The sequence below is a fragment of the Rhizobium sp. CIAT894 genome, assembly GCF_000172795.2.
In the GTDB taxonomy this organism is placed as follows: Bacteria; Pseudomonadota; Alphaproteobacteria; order Rhizobiales; family Rhizobiaceae; genus Rhizobium.
The window spans coordinates 1,635,476-1,656,798 of record NZ_CP020947.1; the positions used below are offsets into that span (position 1 = coordinate 1,635,476).

The 21,323-nt window shown below is 62.5% G+C and carries 19 protein-coding genes and 1 tRNA gene; 8 read left to right on the forward strand and 12 right to left on the reverse strand.

Translation table 11 applies throughout. The annotated features are described in order from the left end of the window. Positions 1-10: 10 nt before the first annotated feature. Positions 11-1,300 carry a dihydroorotase gene (locus RHEC894_RS08120; protein ID WP_085736896.1) on the reverse strand — a complete coding sequence of 430 codons (1,290 nt, stop codon included), beginning with the start codon at positions 1,298-1,300 and terminating at the stop codon, positions 11-13. Further along, on the reverse strand, positions 1,297-2,253 hold the full coding sequence (locus RHEC894_RS08125; protein WP_004676639.1) for an aspartate carbamoyltransferase catalytic subunit: 957 nt from the start codon (positions 2,251-2,253) through the stop codon (positions 1,297-1,299). The genes RHEC894_RS08120 and RHEC894_RS08125 overlap by 4 nt, the downstream gene beginning before the upstream one ends. Positions 2,254-2,432: 179 nt before the next feature. Here RHEC894_RS08125 and RHEC894_RS08130 point away from each other — a divergent pair, with 179 nt between their 5' ends. Continuing rightward, positions 2,433-4,091, forward strand: a complete 1,659-nt coding sequence (locus RHEC894_RS08130; RefSeq protein WP_085736897.1) for an acyl-CoA dehydrogenase family protein — start codon at positions 2,433-2,435, stop codon at positions 4,089-4,091. A gap of 142 nt (positions 4,092-4,233) precedes the next feature. Further along, positions 4,234-5,430 carry an IS4 family transposase gene (locus tag RHEC894_RS08135; RefSeq protein ID WP_085736616.1) on the forward strand — a complete coding sequence of 399 codons (1,197 nt, stop codon included), beginning with the start codon at positions 4,234-4,236 and terminating at the stop codon, positions 5,428-5,430. Between the two features lie 347 nt (positions 5,431-5,777). Here RHEC894_RS08135 and RHEC894_RS08140 read toward each other — a convergent pair whose 3' ends face one another. Further along, a complete protein-coding gene (locus tag RHEC894_RS08140) occupies positions 5,778-5,987 on the reverse strand; it encodes a type II toxin-antitoxin system VapB family antitoxin (protein WP_085736898.1) in 210 nt (69 codons plus the stop codon). A gap of 139 nt (positions 5,988-6,126) precedes the next feature. Continuing rightward, the gene (locus RHEC894_RS08145) at positions 6,127-9,003 is read right to left on the reverse strand and encodes a ribonuclease E/G (RefSeq protein WP_085736899.1); all 2,877 of its coding nucleotides are present in this window, start codon (positions 9,001-9,003) and stop codon (positions 6,127-6,129) included. A gap of 624 nt (positions 9,004-9,627) precedes the next feature. Here RHEC894_RS08145 and RHEC894_RS08150 point away from each other — a divergent pair. From RHEC894_RS08150 to prfB, 3 genes are all read left to right on the forward strand, one after another. Beyond that, positions 9,628-10,884: an N-acetylmuramoyl-L-alanine amidase gene (locus RHEC894_RS08150; protein WP_085736900.1), complete on the forward strand. Its 1,257-nt coding sequence runs from the start codon at positions 9,628-9,630 to the stop codon at positions 10,882-10,884. 363 nt (positions 10,885-11,247) lie between these two features. Further along, positions 11,248-13,707, forward strand: coding sequence for a penicillin-binding protein 1A (locus tag RHEC894_RS08155; protein ID WP_085736901.1), 2,460 nt, complete (start codon positions 11,248-11,250; stop codon positions 13,705-13,707). A 97-nt stretch (positions 13,708-13,804) separates the two neighbouring features. Next, positions 13,805-14,936, forward strand: a protein-coding gene (prfB, locus tag RHEC894_RS08165) for a peptide chain release factor 2 (protein WP_164517673.1) whose coding sequence is annotated in 2 segments (ribosomal slippage) — positions 13,805-13,873 and positions 13,875-14,936 — 1,131 coding nt in all. Because the reading frame shifts where the segments join, the coding sequence is not laid out codon by codon here. Between the two features lie 54 nt (positions 14,937-14,990). Here prfB and RHEC894_RS08170 read toward each other — a convergent pair. From RHEC894_RS08170 to RHEC894_RS08180, 3 genes are read right to left on the reverse strand one after another with little or no spacing between them, the layout of a single operon-like run. After that, complete coding sequence (locus RHEC894_RS08170; protein ID WP_085738906.1) at positions 14,991-16,004, reverse strand: dienelactone hydrolase; 1,014 nt, start codon at positions 16,002-16,004, stop codon at positions 14,991-14,993. A gap of 34 nt (positions 16,005-16,038) precedes the next feature. After that, positions 16,039-16,548 carry a hypothetical protein gene (locus RHEC894_RS08175; protein WP_010069533.1) on the reverse strand — a complete coding sequence of 170 codons (510 nt, stop codon included), beginning with the start codon at positions 16,546-16,548 and terminating at the stop codon, positions 16,039-16,041. Positions 16,549-16,551: 3 nt separating this feature from the next. Further along, positions 16,552-17,325 (reverse strand): NAD kinase, encoded by a 774-nt coding sequence (locus RHEC894_RS08180; protein ID WP_085736903.1) that lies wholly within the window; start codon positions 17,323-17,325, stop codon positions 16,552-16,554. Between the two features lie 155 nt (positions 17,326-17,480). Here RHEC894_RS08180 and RHEC894_RS08185 point away from each other — a divergent pair. After that, a tRNA-Thr gene (locus tag RHEC894_RS08185) sits at positions 17,481-17,556 on the forward strand. Positions 17,557-17,694: 138 nt separating this feature from the next. Continuing rightward, complete coding sequence (locus tag RHEC894_RS08190; protein ID WP_206427915.1) at positions 17,695-18,108, forward strand: hypothetical protein; 414 nt, start codon at positions 17,695-17,697, stop codon at positions 18,106-18,108. A gap of 77 nt (positions 18,109-18,185) precedes the next feature. Here RHEC894_RS08190 and RHEC894_RS32905 read toward each other — a convergent pair whose 3' ends face one another. Continuing rightward, positions 18,186-18,323 carry a hypothetical protein gene (locus RHEC894_RS32905; protein ID WP_010069535.1) on the reverse strand — a complete coding sequence of 46 codons (138 nt, stop codon included), beginning with the start codon at positions 18,321-18,323 and terminating at the stop codon, positions 18,186-18,188. Between the two features lie 62 nt (positions 18,324-18,385). After that, a complete protein-coding gene (locus RHEC894_RS32910) occupies positions 18,386-18,544 on the reverse strand; it encodes a hypothetical protein (protein WP_010069536.1) in 159 nt (52 codons plus the stop codon). Between the two features lie 206 nt (positions 18,545-18,750). On the opposite strand from RHEC894_RS32910, the gene RHEC894_RS08195 reads away from it, so the two are divergent. Continuing rightward, entirely contained in the window at positions 18,751-19,488 is a 738-nt protein-coding gene (locus RHEC894_RS08195) for a hypothetical protein (protein WP_085736905.1), read from the forward strand. A gap of 17 nt (positions 19,489-19,505) precedes the next feature. Here RHEC894_RS08195 and RHEC894_RS08200 read toward each other — a convergent pair whose 3' ends face one another. From RHEC894_RS08200 to RHEC894_RS32915, 3 genes are read right to left on the reverse strand one after another with little or no spacing between them, the layout of a single operon-like run. Continuing rightward, the gene (locus tag RHEC894_RS08200) at positions 19,506-20,198 is read right to left on the reverse strand and encodes an AprI/Inh family metalloprotease inhibitor (RefSeq protein WP_085736906.1); all 693 of its coding nucleotides are present in this window, start codon (positions 20,196-20,198) and stop codon (positions 19,506-19,508) included. 39 nt (positions 20,199-20,237) lie between these two features. Then, on the reverse strand, positions 20,238-21,128 hold the full coding sequence (gene rlmB, locus RHEC894_RS08205) for a 23S rRNA (guanosine(2251)-2'-O)-methyltransferase RlmB (RefSeq protein ID WP_010069470.1): 891 nt from the start codon (positions 21,126-21,128) through the stop codon (positions 20,238-20,240). After that, positions 21,125-21,301 carry a hypothetical protein gene (locus tag RHEC894_RS32915; RefSeq protein WP_010069471.1) on the reverse strand — a complete coding sequence of 59 codons (177 nt, stop codon included), beginning with the start codon at positions 21,299-21,301 and terminating at the stop codon, positions 21,125-21,127. The genes rlmB and RHEC894_RS32915 overlap by 4 nt, the downstream gene beginning before the upstream one ends. Between the last annotated feature and the right edge of the window lie 22 nt (positions 21,302-21,323).

The following is a 21,323-nucleotide window of genomic DNA, read 5'->3' on the forward strand; positions in this document are numbered from 1 at the left end:
CAGCCGGTCCCTAAAGTGCGTGGACAAGCTTTCCCGAGACGTATGTCGCGACCGCCCGCCCGCTGAAGCGCGCATCCTCGAACGGCGTGTTCTTCGAGCGGGAGAGAAGCATGTCTTTGGCGACAAGCCAAGGCTCATCGAGATCGATCAGCGTGATGTCGGCTGGGGCTCCCGGCTTCAGCGTGCCGGCATCCAGGCCGAATATCTCAGCCGGGCGTGTAGACATGGCGTCGATCAGGCGCATCAGGCTGACCTTGCCGCCATGGTGGAGCCTGAGGGCCGCCGCCAGCATAGTTTCAAGGCCGACCGCGCCGTCCGCCGCCTCGCCGAAGGGCAGGCGCTTCGTATCGACGTCCTGCGGGTCATGCGCGGATACAATGATGTCGATGGCGCCGCGCGCAAGCGCGTCGACCATGGCGACCCGGTCGTCCTCCGGGCGCAGCGGCGGATAGAGCTTGAAGAAGGTGCGGTATTCGCCGATGTCGTTCTCGTTGAGCGCCAGATTGTTGATCGAGATGCCCGAGGTCACCTTGGCGCCGCGGCTGCGGGCAAGCTCGATCGCCTCAACCGATTGCGGCACGGAAATCATCGCGGCGTGATAACGTCCCCGCGTCAGCGCTGCGATCCTGAGGTCGCGTTCGAGCGGGATGAGCTCGGCTTCTCTCGGAATGCCGGAGAGCCCGAGCCAGCTGGCGAAAAGCCCCTCATGCATGACGCCATTGGCGCCGAGGTATTTGTCGCGTGTTTCGCAGCTGATGACGGCGCCGAATTCACGTGCATAGGTCATGATCCGGCGCAGCACCTGCGTGTCGTGGACGCTGGAATGGGCATCGGTGAAGGCGACGGCGCCCGCCTGCATCAACAGGCCGATCTCGGTCATCTCCTCGCCGGCAAGACCCTTGGTGATGGCGGCGGCCGGATAGACGTTGACGGAGGCCGTATCGCGGGCCGTCTTCTTGACGAATTCGACGAGCGCGATGTCGTCGATGACGGGGTCGGTGTCCGGCATAACGATGATCGAGGTGACGCCGCCGGCCGCCGCTGCCCGGCTTGCCGAGGCGATCGTCTCGCGGTGTTCGCCGCCGGGTTCGCCGATATGGACGCGCGCGTCGACGAGGCCGGGAGTGGCCACGAGACCGGCGCAATCGCGCACGACGGCGCCGTCCGGCGCGCCCTGGTTCTGCGCTGCGCTGCCGGCGGCAAGAATGACGCCGTTTTCGGCGATGATCGTGCCCACCTCGTCGAGATTGCGCGAGGGATCGACGATGCGGACGTTCTTGAGGACGATCGGGTTGCTCATGCCTTCATTCCGTCGGTTCGGGGACCCTGGTTCTGCGAGACGAGCAGCGTCTCCATGACGGCCATGCGCACCGCGACCCCCATTTCCACCTGTTCGGCAATCACGCTCTGCGGGCCGTCTGCGACCTCGGAGGCGATCTCGACGCCGCGGTTCATCGGGCCGGGATGCATGACCAGCGCATCCTCCTTCGCCGCCTTCAGCGTTTCGGCGTCGAGCCCGTAGAAGTGATAATATTCGCGCACCGACGGCACGAAGGCGCCCGACATGCGCTCGCGCTGCAGCCGCAGCATCATCACCACGTCGGCGTCCTTCAATCCTTCCTTCATCGAATGGAAGACCTCGACGCCCATCTCGGCAATGCCGGAGGGCAGCAGGGTGGCGGGTGCGACGACGCGCACGCGCGCCCCCATCGCATTGAGCAGCAGGATATTGGAGCGCGCCACCCGCGAATGCAGCACGTCGCCGCAGATTGCCACGATGATGCGCGACAGCTTGCCCTTGGCGCGGCGGATCGTCAGCGCGTCGAGCAGCGCCTGGGTCGGATGTTCGTGCTGCCCGTCGCCGGCATTGACGACCGAGCAGGAGACCTTTTGGGCAAGAAGGGCGGCCGCTCCCGCGCTCGAATGGCGGATGACCAGCACGTCCGGGCGCATAGCATTCAGCGTCATCGCCGTATCGATCAGCGTTTCGCCCTTCTTCACCGAGGAGTTGCCGACCGACATGTTCATGACGTCGGCGCCGAGCCGCTTGCCGGCAAGCTCGAAGGAGGCCTGCGTGCGGGTCGATGCCTCGAAGAAGAGATTGATCTGCGTCAGCCCGCGCAGCGTAGACGTTTTCTTCTCTCGCTGGCGGCTGATCTTGACGGCTTCGTCGGCCTTGTCGAGCAGATAGGTGATATCCTGCTCGGTGAGGCCCTTGATGCCGATGAGGTGGCGGTGGGGGAAAAAGACCATGACCCTGCCTCTTGCTGTCTCTGCCGGGTCTATAAAGAGTGCGGCCCGCCGGGGCAAGCATGCGCTGTGGGCAAAGGCTTATGTCCCCATGCATTTTCGCCAGAATTCCGATAGAGCAGAATGAACCGAATCATAACTTCCGGTTTCCCTTTGCCGGGTTCTTACACTAGAAGCGAATTATGACCTCCGCCAACCGGACTGACGACAAACTCGCAGAACTCAACCAGCCGAGCCTGTGGTCCGGCATCAACGCCTATCGATCAGATCCGCTGATCGTCGATCTGACGGCAGCCCTGCCGCGCGGCATCCGCGAGGACCTGGAAAACATGGGCCGCTACGTCACCTCGCCGGAGGCGCAGGAACTGGCGCGCATGGCAAACCAGGGAGCGCCGCAACTGCGCACCCATGGTCCGCGCGGCGAGCGCCTCGATGTCGTCGAATTCCATCCCGCCTGGCATGCGCTGATGCGCCGCTCCATGTCGGTCGGCCTGCATTCTTCCGTCTGGGACCCGCAGGCCGATACGGAAGCCAAGGACGAGGCCCACAAGGTTCGCGCCGCCCGCTTCTATCTGACGTCGCAGCTGGAATCCGGTCATCTCTGCCCGCTGACGATGACCAGCGCTTCCGTTGCCGCGCTTTCGGCGTCGCCGGCGGTACAGAAGGACTGGGCACCGAAGATCCTGTCGCGCAAATATGATTCGTCGAACAAGCCGGCCATGCAGAAATCCGCCGTGACGATTGGCATGGGCATGACGGAAAAGCAGGGCGGAACGGATGTGCGCGCCAACCGCAGCGCGGCCGAAAAGGTCAGCGAAGGCATCTACCGGCTCTCCGGCCACAAATGGTTCATGTCCGCTCCGATGAGCGATGCCTTCATCATGCTGGCGCAGACGAAGGAGGGCATGGGCTGCTTCCTCGTGCCGCGCCTGCTGGAAGATGGCTCCGCCAACGGCCTGCAGTTCCAGCGGCTGAAGGACAAGGTCGGCAATCGCTCCAACGCCTCTGCCGAAGTGGAATTTTCAGACACCTTCGGCTTCTTGCTCGGCGGCTCGGATGCCGGCATCCGCACCATTCTCGACATGGTGACGCTGACGCGGCTCGACTGCGCATTGGCCTCCTCAGGCATGATGCGCGCCTCGCTGGCCGAGGCCGTGCACCACACCCGCGGCCGCAGCGTCTTCGGCAAGATGCTCGTCAACCAGCCGATCATGACGCGCGTACTGGCCGACATGGCGCTCGATGTCGCCGCCGCCACCGCACTGTCCTTCCGTCTGGCCGACGCCTTCGACAAGGCGCGCGGCAATGCCGAGCAGGCGGCCTATGCCCGCGTCATGACGCCGGTCGCCAAATACTGGTGCTGCAAGATCGCGCCGGCGCTGATCTATGAGGCGATGGAATGCATCGGCGGCAACGGCTATATCGAAGAACGCCCGATCGCCCGCCATTACCGCGAAGCGCCCGTCAACGCCATCTGGGAAGGTTCCGGCAACGTCATGGCGCTCGACGTGCTGCGCGTGCTCAACCGTGGCAAGGATCTGTTCGAAACGGTCTTTGCGGGCCTTGCCCGTGATCTCGGCCCGGCCGGCAAGAAGACCATCGACGTGCTGCGCGCCGCAATCGCGCTGTGCGAACAGGATGAGGGCGCCGCGCGCCTGCTCGTCGAGCAGCTGGCGCTCGCCGCAGGTGCTGCCGAACTCTATCGGCTGGGCGCTGGGCGCATCGCCGACGCCTTCATCGAGACGCGCCTTGCCGGCGGCTGGCGCTCCACTTACGGCATGCTCGATTCCCGTTTCGACGCCAGCTACATCGTCGATCTGCTTTATCCGCCGGCGGCCTGACCGCAGGCGGGTTATTGTGCTCGTCGCCTCGTTGATCCAAGCGATAGCGAAGCGCTGCGCAGTGGCTGCCCCTCACCCTAACCCTCATATGCGCTAGGTTTAGCTCTGGACATGATGAATCTGCTTATGATTCAAGCTTGGGATGAAGATTCGTCCTGAGATTTTGGATCATTGGCCGGAAGTGAGCGCGCGGCTTCCGGCTGGTTTTGACTTGGAAGCAACGGCGCGGTTGCGCGGTGCCTTCACGCGGGTGCGGGAAATCAAGAACGCCGAGACGCTGTTGCGGCTGGCGCTTGCCTATGGCGGCCTTGGCATGTCGTTGCGCGAGACCTGTGCATGGGCCGAGGCGAGCGGGATCGCGCGGCTGTCCGACCCGTCGCTGCTTGAGCGGCTGTGCAAAGCAGCCCCTTGGCTTGGCGACATCGTGGCCGCGCTGATTGCCGAACAGACCAAAGTGCCGGCGGGGCGTTGGGCGGGATATCGCTTGCGTGCGCTCGACGGAACGTCGATCTGTCACCCAGGTGCCGACCGCACGTCATGGCGGCTGCATGTCGGCTACGACCTGGCAACGGCTCAGGTCGATCAGCTTGAGTTGACCGACATTCACGGTGCCGAAAACCTCCAGCGCCTGACCTACGCACCCGGTGATATCGTGCTGGCCGATCGCTACTATGCAAGGCCGCGCGACCTGCGGCCCGTGATCGATGCCGGTGCAGACTTCATCGTGCGGACCGGCTGGAACTCGTTGCGGCTGCTGCATACGAACGGCGAGCCCTTTGATCTGTTTGCCGCGCTCGCCGCTCAGCAGGAGCAGGAAAGTGAACTGACGGTCCGTATCCACGAAGGCGTGAGGGTGACGGCGCCACTGCTTCTGCGCCTCGTTGTCCGGCGCAAGGATCCGCAACAGGTGGAAGCCGAGCAGCAGCGCCTGCTCAAGGCCGCCAGCAAGCGCGGCAAACAACCCGATCCGCGCAGTCTGGAGGCGGCGAAATACATTCTGCTGCTGACCTCGCTGCCGATCACCACCTTTCCGCCAGCCGATATTCTCACCCTCTATCGTTTCCGCTGGCAGATCGAGTTGGCGTTCAAACGGTTCAAGAGCTTGGCCGGCCTCGACAATCTGCCGGCCAAGAAACCGGAACTGGCGCGGGCATGGATCTGCGCCAGACTGATCGTTGCCATCATCGCTGAACAGATTGCCGGGCAGGTCCCGGACTCTTCCCCCTCTGGACACGCCAATCCCAAAGGCAAGCCCGTCGCGCTGGCGTCTCATGAAGATGGCCCTGAGTACCGTCTACGACGCCATCCGCGGACCACTGCTGTGGCAGGCTGTCTGTAATGTCTTCACCCGAAGTCGGCGTAACTTTTGTGAGTCGTCACGCCGACGCCGAAAACAATGCGACGATCTAAATGCCCGCCTAACCTAGCGCATATGACCCTAACCCTCTCCCCGTGAAGAACGGGGAGAGGGGACGTGCCCTGCGAGGCGTTAGCGGGGAACGGAGAGGTTGCGGCATATCCCCTTCGCCCCGCAAGCGGGGGTCCGAAGGACGGGTTGATACCCGTGGCTCGACCCCGGTGGTGCCGGCAGGCGGATGAGGGGCGGGCATCGGCGACATCTGACCGCACCTGACCGCACTTATCCCGCGCAGATGCACGGATCCAAATCCGAACTGTGGACGACGATCACCGTCTGTCGGCCGGCTGGTTGCAACGTCTCTCTTCCAGGTCGCCTTCCCAGCCTATCCCCGCGAGATCTGCGATCGCATTTTTCCGGCGGTGCCTCTCGATGAGGATTCGTAAAGCCTGTTCGACGGCGGCCTCTTTTGTCGCCAATCCCGTGACGATCATTGCTGCGTCGAGCAAGCCATCATCGATATCGATCGTCGTCGGCATGTCCACCTCGAGTGTACCACTATCGTGAACGTACACGCCCAGCCCCTAGGGTTCAACTTTGCTAAAGAAGCTCGCCACAAACGAAAATCCGGCCGCGTCGCCGCGGCCGGATTGATCATTTACGTCCAAAAATCAGCGTTCAAAAGAAGCCGCGGCGCTGCCACCAGCCGGCTTTCTTCGGCTTGCCGTCGTCGCTTTCGCCATTTTCGCTGCGGGTGGATTTCACCGTCGGCTCGGAGGAGGTGATGTTGGATTCGCGGTTGGCGCGAACCGGCTTTGCCTCTTCCTGGGCGGGCGTTTCGAGATCGGCGGAGGCCTCGACCAGCTCCGGCTCGGCTTCGGCGACAGGGGCCGCTTCTACCACGGGCTCCTCGACCGGCGCTGCTGCTACTTTGCGGCGGCCGCGGCCACGGGCGGGCTTCACATCCTCGGTGACGACGGCCACAGCCTCGACAGCGGCGGCTGCGGCCTGGCTTTCGCCAGCCTGCTCGGCGACCGCTTCGACAGTTTCGGCTTCCCCGGGAGCGCCTTCGTTCGAAACGTCGCCTTCGCCGTCTTCAGCGCCATTGTCTTCACCGGCTTCGCCGGCCGTCAGTTCGGAACCATCCTCGGCGCGGTTGCGGCGACCGCCGCGCTTGCCGCGACGGCGGCGCTTGCGGCGCTGCGATTCTTCGGTTTCAGCCTGTGTCTCAGGCGTGCCTTCGGCGTTTTCATCGCCTTCGCCGCCCTCGTCGTCACCGTCCTCATCCTCCTCGCCGGCCTCACCAGCAGCCGATACCGGCTGCTCGGCATTGCCGTTGCGGCCGCGGCGGCGCCTGCGGCGCTTGCGCTTGCGGTTGCCGTCACCTTCGCCTTCCGAACGTGCAGCGACGGGTCGCTCGGCAGCGGCAGGCTTTTCCTCGAGTTCCTCGTCTTCGTCCTCATCCGCCTCGATGACGATATCGTCGTCGTCATCCTCGGGAATGGCTGCGAAGTTGAAGAGCGTTTCGATCTTGACGGGGTTTTCGACAGCCTCGCCGCGATCGATCGCGAAATGCTGTGCGCCGACCGAACCGTCCGCATCAATGATGATCGCAACGCCGAAGCGGTTCTCGTAATCGATGATCGTCTGGCGCTTGTGGTTGAGCAGGTAGAGCGCGATGTCAGGCGTCGTGCGCACGGTGATGTTGTGCGTGGTGTTCTTCAGCAGATATTCCTCGATGCCGCGCAGCACATGCAGCGCGACCGAGGACTGCGAACGCACATGGCCGCTGCCGCCGCAATGCGAGCAGACCTGCGTGGTCGATTCGAGAACCGATGCACGGATACGCTGGCGCGACATTTCAAGCAGGCCGAAATGCGAGATCCGGCCGACCTGGATGCGGGCGCGGTCGTTCTTCAGGCACTCCTTCAGCTTCTTCTCGACGGCGCGGTTGTTGCGCTTCTCTTCCATGTCGATGAAGTCGATGACGATCAGGCCGGCAAGGTCGCGCAGGCGAAGCTGGCGGGCGATTTCTTCCGCGGCTTCGAGGTTGGTCTGCAACGCGGTGTCCTCGATCGAGTGCTCGCGCGTCGAGCGGCCGGAGTTGACGTCTATCGAAACCAGCGCTTCCGTCTGGTTCATGATCAGGTAGCCGCCGGAACGCAGGGTCACCTGCGGTTGCAGCATGCGGTCGAGCTGGGCTTCGATGCCCGAGCGCGAGAAGATCGGGTGGATGTCGCGATAGGGCTGAACCACCTTGGCATGGCTCGGCATCAGCATCTTCATGAAGTCTTTCGCTTCACGATAGCCTTCTTCGCCGGCAACGATGATTTCGCCGATATCCTTGTTGTAGAGATCACGGATCGAGCGCTTGATCAGCGAGCCTTCCTCATAGACGAGGCAGGGCGCGGTGGAGGCGAGCGTCAGCGTGCGTACGTTTTCCCACAGGCGCATCAGATATTCGAAGTCGCGCTTGACCTCGACCTTGGTGCGGTTGGCGCCGGCGGTGCGAAGAATGACGCCCATGCCCTGCGGCACTTCGAGCATGCGCGCGATTTCCTTCAGGCGCTTGCGGTCGGCAGGGTTGGTGATCTTGCGGGAAATGCCGCCGCCGCGCGCCGTGTTCGGCATCAGCACGGAATAACGGCCGGCGAGCGAGAGATAGGTGGTAAGGGCTGCACCCTTGTTGCCGCGTTCTTCCTTGGCGACCTGCACGAGCAGAATCTGGCGGCGCTTGATGACTTCCTGGATGCGGTACTGCTTGCGCGGCTTGCGCTGCACGCGGTCCGGCACCTCTTCCATGGCGTCTTCGGCGCCGACCGATTCGATCACTTCCTCTTCGCCGTGGTCGTCATCGTCGTCGTCATCGTCGTGGCGACGCTTGTTGGTGTCGATGTCCTCGGAGATTTCGTCTGTTTCCACCATTGCGGCCATCGTGCCGCCGGTCGAACCGTCATCTTCGTTGTCGACGCTGGAAGCGCCTTCGGCTTCGACATCAGTGGGAACGGCGTCCTCGGTCGCGGTCGTCTCAGGCGCCGGCTCGGCTGCCTTCTTGCGGCTGCGGCGCGGTCTGGCCTTCTTGGCCGGTGCTTCCTCGGCGGCCTCGGGCGATGCGGCTGCCTCTACCGCAGCGGCTGCCGGCTCTTCCGCTACATCTGCCGTTTCCGGCACTTCTGCCGGCACGATACCGACATCCGGCTGATCCTGCTTGGACAGGTCGACCATCGGCGCGGTTTCGACATGCTCGACATCGTCGTCGCGGCGATGCTCCTCGGCTTCGGCCCGAAGCAGCGCCTGACGGTCGGCGAGCGGTATCTGATAATAGTCGGGATGGATTTCGGCGAAGGCCAGGAAGCCGTGCCGGTTGCCGCCGTAATCGACGAAGGCGGCCTGCAGCGAGGGCTCGACCCTCGTTACCTTTGCAAGATAGATGTTGCCGCGGATCTGCTTCTTGTGCTGGGACTCGAAGTCAAATTCTTCTATGCGGTTCCCGCGAACGACAACGACGCGCGTCTCTTCCTCGTGAGACGCATCGATAAGCATTTTGTCTGCCATGTAAGCTGTGCTCCTCGGCGTGGCCGCGAGAGCGCATTTCCGACTGCTGTTGAAACAGAAGGAATGCGGTCCACTGTAGCCGCGCCGGATAATGAAAGTCGCGCCTGATGCGAGGGGGAGGGCAGCAGCCAGACCGCAGCCGGAACCATGTCGGTCCGGGGCCTGTACACTTCAGATAAAACCTGCTGCGAAACCATCAACAACCAAGCGTGATCGACAAATACGAAGACCCGTTCGGGTCCGATGAGTTTGCTCCCTGAGAGCGTGGTGGCTGATCCACCAATGAATTCCGACAATAAGCCGGAAAATCAGGATCCAGTTCTAGGGATGAAGCGCATGAGACGGCGGACGATGACCGGTGTGGCGCCAGGTCCTGATCTGGCTGGCAGCCTTTGCGGCGACTCTATCCCGTCAACACTTTACCCTAAAATTCGTTGTATGTTTTCTGTGTCACAATAGCAAGGGAAAAGCCAAATGTGCCATAATATTGATGGATTTCAGAACGCATAGAAGCTGGGGATAAAGTGATCGCGATTCGGCAGGCCGCAACCGGTGTTTCGTCACGGCGACGTTCGCCGCGGCCGTGTCGGCTCCATCGCAGTACAGATAGGGTGTGGCGGTTTATTGTTTAAGAGGGCTCGGAACACGGCGAAATCCGCGGGTTGGCGATCGACATTCGCAAGGCGGGTTCTGACGGCGCTTCTGGCGATTGTTCTCCTGCCGGCCGTCGCTGCTTCCGTCGAAGCCGGCGATCCGCTGCTTGCTTATGGCGCGCGCATCGTCGGCGACGATGCAAGGACGCGCATCGTCATCGATTTCGATCGCGAGCCGCGCTTCTCCGTCCACTATATCGCCAATCCGGAACGCATCGTCATCGACCTGCCGGCGACTGCCTTCGGTTTTCCGGCCAAGGATCTCGCCGCCCGCGGCCTGTTCAAGGATATCCGTTACGGCAAGATGGACGAGGAAAGCGCCCGCATCGTGCTGACGACGGCAGGCCCGGTGAAGCTGGCGCTCGCCAAGGTGCAGGCCGACGAGGCCGGCAAGGGGCATCGTCTCGTGCTCGATGCCGAGATGATCGACAAGCAGGCCTTTACCGAGCTGGTCAGGACCCAATCCTGGAGCGACCGGACCGAGGCGGCCCAGACGACCAGTGCCATTCCGGCGCCCGAGAAGACTGCTCCCGGCGATTTCGTCATCGCCGTCGACGCCGGCCATGGCGGCATCGATACCGGCGCGATCGGCGTCGACACCAAGACCGAGGAAAAGCAGGTGACGCTCGCCTTCGCCAAGGCCTTGACCGACCGGCTGAACAAGGAGCCGGGCATCAAGGCTTTCCTGACGCGCGAAGATGACGAGTTCCTGTCGCTTTCGCAGCGCGTGCTGATCGCCCGCCAGAACCATGCCGGGCTGTTCATTTCGCTGCATGCCGACACGCTGAAGCAGAAGGATATCCGCGGCGCCACCGTCTATACGATCTCCGACAAGGCATCCGACAAGCTCGCCGCCGACCTTGCTGAACGTGAAAACCTTTCCGACCAGATCGCCGGCAAGGAGACCGTCGCCGAGCCGCCCGAGGTCGCCGATATCCTGCTCGATCTGACGCGGCGCGAGACCCAGGCCTTCTCGATCTCACTGGCCGAGAGCGTGCTGAATTCCTTCAAGGATCAGGTCGGCACCATCAACAATCCGCACCGTCATGCCGGCTTCCGCGTGCTGCAGGCCCCCGACGTGCCGTCGATCCTTCTCGAACTTGGGTTCCTTTCGAATGCCGAGGACGAAAAACTGCTGCTCGACGAGACCTGGCGCGGCAAGACCGTCGGTCTTTTGACCGAGGCGGTGAAGCGATACCGTGCCGCCGTCATGGCGAATGGCGGCTGACGCATTTTGTCCGGAACTCCAGTCGCGGTCGCGGGCGGCGGCATCCATGAAAACAAAGACTTAAAGTGCATCGCATGAATCGAATTCTGAAGCGGACGCTTTAAGATTGGCGGTGCGGACGGGCGTTGCTTGGATGTGACAGTCCCTGGGAAACGCCGAGTTGGCGGTGAATGCGACGGACAGAGCCCTATTTTCCTCACAATCGCGCCGTTACTCCGGCTTATGTTTCCTAAGCCTTGAGCGCGGAATCGGCTTGTGGCGGTAGCGCTCATGGAGTAAGCCGCGCAACGTGCAAATTGCCTTGATCTATGCAATCGTTGCGTCCGCGCCGATTGAAGATCGAAGAGACCGGTAGCTGAAAATATGGTTAGACTTTTTGGATATTTCTTCGGAATGGCCTGCGTCCTGTTTCTGGTCGCGGCGGCGGGTGTTGCCATCTATCTCGCCAACGTCGCGAAGGATCTCCCGGACTATGCCGTTCTGAACAGCTACGCGCCGCCGGTAACCACCCGCGTCCACGCCGGCAACGGCGCTCTGATGGCCGAATATGCCAAGGAAAAGCGTCTCTTCCTGCCGATCCAGGCCATCCCCGACCGCGTGAAGGCCGCTTTCCTTTCGGCTGAAGACAAGAACTTCTACAATCATCCGGGCGTCGATCTTACCGGTCTCGGCCGCGCAATCCTCGTCAACCTGCAGAATTTCGGTTCCGGCCGCCGCCCGGTCGGCGCCTCGACGATCACCCAGCAGGTGGCCAAGAACTTCCTTTTGAGTTCCGACCAGACGATCGACCGCAAGATCAAGGAAGCGATCCTCTCCTTCCGTATCGAGCAGGCCTACAGCAAGGACAAGATCCTCGAGCTCTATCTGAACGAGATCTTCTTCGGCATGAATTCCTACGGCATCGCCGGCGCCGCACTCACCTATTTCAACAAATCCGTGACCGAACTGACCGTCGCCGAGGCCGCCTATCTCGCCTCCTTGCCGAAGGGGCCTGCCAATTACCATCCTTTCCGCCACCCGGAAGCAGCGCTTGAGCGCCGTAACTGGGTGATCGACCGCATGGTCGAGAACGGCTACGTCAGCCAGAGCGACGGCGAGGAAGCCAAGAAGCAGCCGCTCGGCGTCACGGCCCGCTCGACCGGCCCGTCGCTTTTCGCTTCGGATTATTTCGCCGAAGCGGTGCGCCGCCAGCTGATCGACCAATACGGCGAGAAGGTCCTCTATGAGGGCGGCCTTTCGGTGCGCACGTCGCTCGATCCGCAGATGCAGCTGGCTGCCCGCAAGGCGCTGCAGGACGGCCTTGTCACCTATGACGAGCGCCGCGGTTTCCACGGCCCGATCAAGCAGATCGATGCAAGCGGTGACTGGGGCAAGGCGCTTGCCGATATTCCGGCACTTGCCGACGTGCCGGAATGGCAGCTTGCCGTCGTGCTCGCCGTGTCCGACGCCAACGTCGACATCGGCCTGCAGCCGGCCAAGGATGCAAGCGGCAAGGTTTCCGCCGACCGTCAACGCGGCACGATCGAGGCCAAGAACATGCAATGGGCTTTCCGTTCGTCCGACGGCGCCCGCAAGACCACGAAATCGCCGGTCGGCGCCGTCGCCCCGGGTGACGTTGTCTATGTCGCCAAGCTCGGCGGCGACGCCTCGACCTCCTATCGCCTGCAGCAGCCGCCGAAGGTGCAGGGCGGCCTGGTCGCCATGGACCCGAAGACCGGGCGCGTGCTCGCCATGGTCGGCGGCTTCTCCTATTCGCAGTCCGAATTCAACCGCGCCACCCAGGCGATGCGCCAGCCGGGCTCCTCGTTCAAGCCCTTCGTCTACGCTGCGGCGATGGACAATGGCTATACGCCGGCTTCCGTCATCATGGATGCGCCGATCGAGATCGTCTCCGGCGGCCAGGTCTGGAAGCCGGAAAACTACGGCGGCGAAGTCGGCGGCCCGTCGACGCTGCGCTCGGGCATCGAGCATTCGCGCAACCTGATGACGGTGCGCCTTGCAAACGATCTCGGCATGAACATCGTCGCCGAATATGCCGAGCGCTTCGGCATCTACGATCACATGCTGCCGGTTCTCTCCATGTCGCTCGGCGCGGGCGACACGACGGTGCTGCGCATGGTCTCGGCCTATTCGGTCATCGCCAATGGCGGCAAGCAGATCAAGCCGACCTTGATCGACCGCATTCAGGACCGCTACGGCAAGACGATCTTCAAGCATGAGGAGCGTCTCTGCGAGGGCTGCAATGCCGGCGACTGGCAAAACCAGGAAGAGCCCAACGTCGTCGACAACCGCGAAACCGTTCTCGACCCGATGACCGCCTATCAGATCACCTCGATGATGCAGGGCGTCATCCAGCGCGGCACCGCCGCCGGCAAGGTCGATCTCGGCGGCCGCGATGTCGCCGGCAAGACCGGCACCACCAACGACGAGAAGGACGCCTGGTTCGTCGGCTTCACGCCGGATCTGGTCGCCGGCCTCTATATGGGCTTCGATACGCCGGCCCCGCTCGGCCGCGGCGGCACCGGCGGCGGTCTTTCCGCCCCGATCTTCAACGAATTCATGCAGGCTGCCGTCAAGGATACGCCGGAATCAAAATTCGTCATCCCGGCGGGCATGAACCTGATTTCGATCGACCGCAAGACCGGCATGGCCGCCGCCGACGGCGATCCGAACACCATCATCGAGGCCTTCAAGCCCGGCACCGGTCCGGCCGACAGCTTCTCCGTCATCGGCATGGACGGCACCATGGCGCCGGAGGAGATCCTGAAGACCTCGCCGCAGGCCAACCAGGCCGTCCAGACCGGTACGCCCGGCCTGTTCTGACCGCCGAATTTTTGAACGCCCGCTGCGGCCTTTACATCCGCTGCGGGCGTCTTTATTCACCGGAATTCGAAGAAGACCGTTACAGAGAAGCAGGAAAATGCGAGCCGAAATCGAAAATGTGGTCGATGAAACCAAGCAGGCTATCACCCTGCTGAGGAGGCATCTTTGACTGGGACCAGGCGATAAGACGACTGGACTGGTTGAACAACAAGGCAGAGGATCCGAACCTCTGGAACGACGCTTCCGAAGCGCAGAAGCTGATGCGCGAGCGCCAGCAGCTGGATGACGGCATCAACGGCGTCAGGCAGCTCGAACAACAGCTGAACGATAATATCGAGCTGATCGAGCTCGGCGAGGAAGAGGGCGATCAGAGCGTCGTCAAGGAGGCCGAGGACGCGCTGAAGGCCCTGAAGGCCGAGGCCGCTCGCCGCCAGGTGGAGGCGATGCTCTCCGGTGAGGCCGACAGCAACGACACCTATCTCGAAGTTCATTCCGGCGCCGGCGGCACCGAAAGCCAGGACTGGGCGAACATGCTGCTGCGCATGTACACCCGTTGGGCAGAGCGCCAGCGTTTCAAGGTCGAGCTTCTCGAGGTCCACGACGGCGAAGAGGCGGGCATCAAATCCGCAACCCTGCTCGTCAAGGGCCACAATGCCTACGGCTGGCTCAAGACGGAATCGGGCGTGCACCGGCTGGTGCGCATCTCGCCCTACGACAGCAACGCGCGCCGCCACACCTCGTTCTCGTCGATCTGGGTCTATCCCGTCGTCGACGACTCGATCCAGATCGAGATCAACGAAAGCGACTGCCGCATCGATACCTATCGTTCGTCGGGCGCCGGCGGCCAGCACGTCAACACGACGGACTCGGCCGTGCGCATCACTCATATGCCGACCGGTATCGTCGTGCAGTGCCAGCAGGAGCGTTCGCAGCACAAGAACCGCGCCAAGGCCTGGGACATGCTGCGTGCCCGCATGTACGAAGCGGAGCTGAAGAAGCGTGAGGACGCCGCCAACGCCGAAGCCGCCTCCAAGACGGATATCGGCTGGGGCCATCAGATCCGCTCCTACGTGCTGCAGCCCTACCAGCTGGTCAAGGACCTACGCACCGGCGTTGCCAGCACCGCGCCTGATGATGTGCTCGACGGCGATCTGAATGAGTTCATGGAAGCAGCCCTTGCCCACCGCATCAGCGGCGCCGCCGACGCGGTCGTCGAGGATGTCGACTGACGGGTAAAAGCAGGATCGAGACAAAAAGCCCCGGAAACGGGGCTTTTCCTTTATTCAGGCCATTGCGCCGATGTTTTGAAACAGCGCCGCCGACAGATCGGCAATCTCGTCATGAACGGCCGCGCGCTCGATCCCCGGGGGATCGGTGAAGAGTTCTGCGGCGAAGGCAAAGCCCAGCCCCGAGCCCTCCGGCACGAAGACATAATGTCCAAGCCCGCCGCCGAAGATTTTGAGGGCGCTGCGCGAAAGCCGTGCATGCAGCCATGACGAACATTCCTCAGCCGGCGCCGCCCTGTCGGCATCACCGACCAGGATAAGGGCGGGCGCCTCCACGGCCTTCAGGCTTTCCTCGCTGAAAGCGAGAACCGATCGGCCCGGCGCGCAAAGGAGCGCGGCCTTGATTCTCTCATCGCGGTACGGTTTCGACAAACGCGACCATGAATCGCGAAATACGGCGCTGCTGCGAAGCAATGCCGGGATATGATCGGCAAGGTCGGGAAATTCTCTCGGTCCGCGCATGCCGCCCGGCTTCATTCTCGATGGTTCGAACTGTGAAAACTGGGCGACGGCGCCAAGAAGCAGCATCACGCTGTAGGCGCCGGCCGAAAATCCGGCCGCGAAAACACGGAATGTATCGATATGGCTGGAGAGATCGCCTAGCCAGTCGTCACGCCGGTCGAGCATGACGCTCAGATCCGGCGCCCGTTCCCAAAGGCAGGCGAAGCCTTCGGCACGATAGGGCTCGATGCCGGTATTGCCGTGATGGCTGACGCCGAGCGCTGCAAATCCGCGATCGACCAGGCGTCGGGCCAGCCACTCCAGTCCGGCCGCCGATCCGCCGGTGCCATGCGACAACAACACGAGGGGGTAGGGCCGGGCAGCCGGCCGGGCAGGTGCGTTGCGGGCGACCGCCGCCTTCCGGAACCAGCTTCTTTCCGCCGTATCGCTTTCCCGCGCGTCGTCGGCCGCGCGGTACCACAGCGACCAGCGGATAGGCCTGGGGCCGTCTGCGTCCCAGTTCGACCTGTTCTCGTCGTAAAGCACGCCGTCGCGAAAACCGAGTTTCATCGTTTGCATGCCTTTCCGAGCAGATCCCGGCTGTTCAATTCGTCGCCTTCTCCACGGTGATTTCGCCGAATTCGTCGATCAGCACGGTCCAGCTATCCGGCTCGGCGGCGGGGTCGGTCTTCAGATAGATCGTGGCAAACAGCCCCGGCTGCTTGATGATGCCGTTCGAATTCTCGGGGCGTATATCGGTCACGTAAGGCTTCAGGTCGCTGATCTCCTGCAGCTCGACGGTCGAGGCGATCGCCGGGCCGGTCTCGGTCTGGGCAATCTGCTGCAGATAGACCTTCGAGGTTCGGTCGGCCTGGCGGACGGCAAAGAGCTTGTAATAGCCGTGGCGCTGCGCGGCCTTTTCCTCGGGGTTGGCAACGCTCTCGGCGCTCTTGGGCGCCCGCTCGACATCAGGTGCGTTACCGTCATCCTGCCAGTAGCCGGTGCTGGTTGCGAAAATCACCGAGGCCGGCAGGATGGCATCCTGTGCCGGCAAGGCTGCGGCCGACCACCCGATGAGGAAAACGGTGGTCATCAATGTCAGACGCATTGCCATGTCTCAATCCTTGAACTGCTCGGCGAGAATACGGTCGGACCAGGAGCGGTCGGGATCGGAGAGGATGCGGGCGGTCATATGCTCCGATTGGGCAATGCGGACATGCAGCACCGATTTCACCTCGGTATTGTCCGCCACCGCGTTCACCGGCCGCTTGACCGGTTCGAGGACGTCGATATCGACGGTCACCTTGTTGGGAAGCAATGCGCCCCTCCAGCGCCGCGGCCGGAAAGCGCTGACCGGCGTCATGGCAAGCAACGGCGCCTCGAGCGGCAGGATCGGGCCATGGGCGGAAAGATTATAGGCCGTCGATCCGGCAGGGGTCGCTACCATCAGCCCGTCGCAGATCAGTTCCTCCAGGCGCACGCGCCCGTCCACCGTCACCTTCAAATTGGCGGCCTGATAGGACTGGCGGAAAAGATAGACCTCGTTGATGGCGAGCGCCGTCGAATTGGTGCCGTCGGCATTGGCAGTCGTCATCTGCAATGGCCGGAAGACGTTTTCAACGGCGAGGCAGATACGCTCCTGAAGGTGCTCGATGCGATAGTCGTTCATCAGAAAGCCGACCGAACCGCGATTCATGCCGTAAACCAGCTTGCCGGAGTTCATGGTGTGGTGCAGCGTCTGCAGCATGAAACCATCGCCGCCGAGCGCGACGATGACATCGGCATCGTCAGACGGCACGTCGCCATAGATACGAATCAACTCCTCGCGTGCTGCGAGCGCCTCCGTCGTGGGTGAGGCGAGAAAGGAAAGCGTTTGAAATGAACGGCCCATGCAATGCCCTTTGTGAAGCTGCTCTAGCTAAAGGATAAAGGGCGGGGGCGACAAGGACGTTTTCTCCAGCGAAGCGTTTTGAACGGCAGCCACCCCCCAAACAGGCACCGATTTTCCTTTACAGAATCATAGAATCTGCTAGTTGGGCACCTGTTGCCCTTGTAGCTCAGTTGGTAGAGCACCTGATTTGTAATCAGGGGGTCGCGGGTTCGAACCCTGCCGGGGGCACCAGCCTACGCTCTGTGAGCTTCGGCTCGGCTGGCCGCTACATCTCTTTATCAAGCGATATCGCCTGCCCACACCGCCTCGGTTCGATGTCGCTTGTCGATCGCACCAGCGGATTTTTCCGCTTCCCTTGATGAACCTTGTCTGAAGGGCTGCTTCAGCGCCAATTCAGCCGTGCCCTCTTATCTTCGCCTCATCATCAATGAGGAAACTGCCATGAGGCTCGCACATCTCTTTCTCGCCGCAACCCTTTCTGCCGGTGCGGTTTTCGCTTCCATCGCACCTGCGGCCGCCATGCCGGCCGAGCGGCCGGCGGTTTCAGTGCAGGGCGATATCATTCAAGTTCGTGATGGCTGGCGCCGCGATCGCGACCGGGACGAGAGCGACGACCGTGGCTGGCGCGATGACCGTGGCTGGCGCGATGAGCGCGATTGGCGCCGGTCCGACTGGCGCGATGATGACCGTCGCTGGCGGCGGTGGCGCGCCGAACGTTGGCAGGAACGCCACGAGTGGCGTGATCGCGATCGCTATATCCCCTTCTGGCTCTACCGCGGCTGAGACGAGCGTATCGGCAGGCTTAAACTGCGTCTGAAAAGACGGCGCTATTGGCGGCCCGGATCATCCGGGCCGCTTTTTCAATGCGTGAGGGGTTCGTTGACGCTCGCTTCGATCCTGTCGCCATTGCCGGCCTGGCCGGCGCCGGAGGGCGACATCACGGCGATGCTGAGTACGGAGGCAACCATGAAGGCAATGACGGCGATCATTATGCGCATAGCGTTCAATCCTCGTTCAATTGCGGATTAACGCGTGATCGCCGTCGGCGTTCCTGCCGGGACTATTGCACCTGTCCCGGCGTCGCCGCGCCGGGTGCTGTCGGCGACAGGGGATCGGGCTGGTGAACCGGGTGCGATTTGTCCACCCAGATCATGCTGAGGATAATCACGACGAAGACCGAGACAAAGAGGATACCGAAAATCAGCGGTCGAATGGCCATGATGGGGATCGTTCCTTCTTGCTTCCGACCGGTCGCGACAACCGATCATTGCCCGATCATAGTGTTCCGGAAGGTCTTTCCAAGGCAAAAGTGGATTTCTCTGGTATCGGCAGGTGCTGCGCCGCTGTTGCCGCGTCCGTTTTTCCATCTGTCGCATGACTTTGAACCATGCCAGAGATAGCGACGGAGTTGGAGGTGGAACTGTCATGAAGCGGACGATCACGACATCGATTATCCTTGCGGCACTGATTGCCTGCGCCGGCGCGTCCGAAAAAACGGCCCCCTTCGACAGGCCGGTGAAAGTGGATGTCGTCGCGCTGCCGAAAGATGAATTCAATCCCGATGCAAAGCCGAAGATCACCTGCAGCCGCTATCCCGCTTTCATGGTCAAGGAGGTCGATCTCGGCGAGGTCGGCGCCGAAAAGCTGGCGCTGCTTGCCGCCGATGCACCCTGTGAACGCGCCGGCGAGCGCGAGCGTGTGATCGAAGACGATACTGCCGGTTATCTCATGGGCGTCAGCGGCGGCTTCGTGTTTTTCCGCGCGGCGGATGGATGGAACGGCGGGCTGCCCTTCGTCGTCTATGATGCGGCGACGGGCGAGCGGCTGCTCGACGATGCTCTTGAGGGTGGCGATTTTGCTGCGATCGGCAGCCGGAAGGGGGAGCTCACTCTCGATTTCCGCCGCGTCTACACGGCTTCCTGTTCGCTCTATCTCGATGCTGCCTGCGCTAAGACCATTGCCGCCGACACCGGCCTGTCGCCGAAGCAACTGCCGGATTGCGCTGCAGCCTACAAGGCGGAAATGAAGCGCAGCCCCGATCACGCCGGCGAAATCGAGAAATTGCCGAGCGTGATCGTCTACCCTGTCGAACTTGCCTATGCGGCGGGCGATACGACGCGCCGGCCCCTGGATGGGCGAACCAGTTGCGGGACGCCCGACTGACCAGAGAGACTCTGAGATTAGCGGCGCACGAGCGAAAGCGGCTTGCCGCCTTCCTGCTTCGATTTGTCGAAATTGCCGTCGGCGCGCATGTCGAAACCAAGCGACGAACCGTCATGGCCCATCAGCGTCAGCCCGAAACCCTCGATATGCCAGACCGCAAGCTTGAGCTTGGCGACGTTGGCAGGGCAGTCACCGGAGAGTGACAATGGCGCATTGCCGTCCGTCCCGACGCCGCTGTCGAGCACGATGCCGCAGAGCCTTTCGCCATCCGGCCGCTGCATTGTCCATGCCCCGGCAAGGCTCCCGAAGGTCGGCAGGTGATCGACGCCGTCGGGTGCCGTGATCAGCAGCAGCGATCTCTCGTCTTCCGTCTTCATGGGAGAGCCCTCGTTTTCGACGAAACGGGCGAGCACCTTACGCGTCGGATCGATCAGGATGAGGCCGCCATTGCCGTCGAAATTCCACGAAGCGACCTCCGCCAGTGCCGGCAACGGCTTGGCGCAGGCTTCCTGCCCCGAAAGCGAAAAGCCGCCGATCGCCATCTCGGTTTCGAGCGTCATCCGGCATCCCGTGCGCCCGTCTTCCGGCGCGATCAGATAGGTTCCGGCCTGCGCCTTGAGAATATCGGGATCGATCTCCTGCCCGTGGGCCATGCCTGAGAAAAGCAACGCGGCTGCCGGAGCCGCGAACCGAAGGACGAAACGGATCATCACAGTTCCCCTTTTGCCGCGGCCCGTCTGTGGACCGGCCTATGCCTTCAAATGGAGCCGCGCCGCATAAAGCGCGATCGCCGCCGCATTCGATACGTTGAGTGATTTGATCGCGCCCGGCATGTCGAGACGGGCAAGGGCGTTGACGGTTTCCCGCGTCTTCTGCCGCAGGCCCTTGCCCTCGGAACCGAGCACCAATGCCAGTTTCTCGCCCGAAAAGGTGCCTTCGAGCGGCGCCGGCCCTTCCGAATCGAGGCCGATGGTGGAGAAGCCGAGCTTGTGCAATTCACCGAGCGCATCGGCGAGATTGGTAACCTGTATATAAGGGATCAGTTCCAGTGCGCCGGAGGCGGATTTGGCCAGCACGCCGGATTCTGTTGGGCTATGTCTCTGGGTGGTGATAACGGCGCCAGCATTGAAGGCGACGGCCGAGCGCATGATCGCGCCGACATTGTGCGGGTCGGTGACCTGGTCGAGGACGAGCAGGAGAGGGCTGTCCTTCAGCGCTTCGAGCCGGCGCACCGGCAACGGCCGGGTTTCCAGCATGACGCCCTGATGGATCGCCTCGGGGCCGAGCACCTTGTCGATCTCCTGCGGCGAGACGATCTCGAAGGGAATGCCAAGTGTCTCGGCGTCGATTTCGAGCCGCGCCAGCGCGTTCTGCGTTACGAAGAGTTTGATCTTCTTGCGCTCGGGATTGTCGAGCGCTGCGCGCACCGTATGCAGGCCGTAGAGATGCACCTGGTCGGGCGCCAGCGCCGGCGGCTTCCAGTCGTCGCCGCCGCGCCTGCGCTTCTGCGGCGGAGGGGTCGGGATCTCGCCGCGTTCGCGCTTTGCGTCACGGTGGGCGCGCCGTAGCGTGGCGTAATGCGTATCCTTGGCCGATGGGTCTGTCGCGGCCTTGCCGCCGGATTTTTTATCTTTGCTCATGCGGCTTTATAGCCATGGCGCTCGCCGCCGCATAGGCTTTCTTTCATATGCCGGCTTTCGGCGGCGAATGAAATTTTTCGTGTTTTTTCCGTAGTCATCGTGTTGACAGACTGAAATGCTCCGGTCATATACGCGGCGCAGACGACGGGCGGCAACGCTTCGAAGTCTGACAAACTTGGTCTTCTAGATCCGGAC

Excerpts from the sequence above, each read along its gene's own strand:
- RHEC894_RS08120 (WP_085736896.1), bottom strand. The coding sequence starts at position 1,300 with ATGAGCAACCCGATCGTCCTCAAGAACGTCCGCATCGTCGATCCCTCG.
- RHEC894_RS08125 (WP_004676639.1), bottom strand. The coding sequence starts at position 2,253 with ATGGTCTTTTTCCCCCACCGCCACCTCATCGGCATCAAGGGCCTCACC.
- RHEC894_RS08130 (WP_085736897.1), top strand. The coding sequence starts at position 2,433 with ATGACCTCCGCCAACCGGACTGACGACAAACTCGCAGAACTCAACCAG.
- RHEC894_RS08135 (WP_085736616.1), top strand. The coding sequence starts at position 4,234 with ATGAAGATTCGTCCTGAGATTTTGGATCATTGGCCGGAAGTGAGCGCG.
- RHEC894_RS08140 (WP_085736898.1), bottom strand. The coding sequence starts at position 5,987 with ATGCCGACGACGATCGATATCGATGATGGCTTGCTCGACGCAGCAATG.
- RHEC894_RS08145 (WP_085736899.1), bottom strand. The coding sequence starts at position 9,003 with ATGGCAGACAAAATGCTTATCGATGCGTCTCACGAGGAAGAGACGCGC.
- RHEC894_RS08155 (WP_085736901.1), top strand. The coding sequence starts at position 11,248 with ATGGTTAGACTTTTTGGATATTTCTTCGGAATGGCCTGCGTCCTGTTT.
- RHEC894_RS08170 (WP_085738906.1), bottom strand. The coding sequence starts at position 16,004 with ATGAAACTCGGTTTTCGCGACGGCGTGCTTTACGACGAGAACAGGTCG.
- RHEC894_RS08175 (WP_010069533.1), bottom strand. The coding sequence starts at position 16,548 with ATGGCAATGCGTCTGACATTGATGACCACCGTTTTCCTCATCGGGTGG.
- RHEC894_RS08180 (WP_085736903.1), bottom strand. The coding sequence starts at position 17,325 with ATGGGCCGTTCATTTCAAACGCTTTCCTTTCTCGCCTCACCCACGACG.
- RHEC894_RS32905 (WP_010069535.1), bottom strand. The coding sequence starts at position 18,323 with ATGCGCATAATGATCGCCGTCATTGCCTTCATGGTTGCCTCCGTACTC.
- RHEC894_RS32910 (WP_010069536.1), bottom strand. The coding sequence starts at position 18,544 with ATGGCCATTCGACCGCTGATTTTCGGTATCCTCTTTGTCTCGGTCTTC.
- RHEC894_RS08195 (WP_085736905.1), top strand. The coding sequence starts at position 18,751 with ATGAAGCGGACGATCACGACATCGATTATCCTTGCGGCACTGATTGCC.
- RHEC894_RS08200 (WP_085736906.1), bottom strand. The coding sequence starts at position 20,198 with ATGATCCGTTTCGTCCTTCGGTTCGCGGCTCCGGCAGCCGCGTTGCTT.
- rlmB (WP_010069470.1), bottom strand. The coding sequence starts at position 21,128 with ATGAGCAAAGATAAAAAATCCGGCGGCAAGGCCGCGACAGACCCATCG.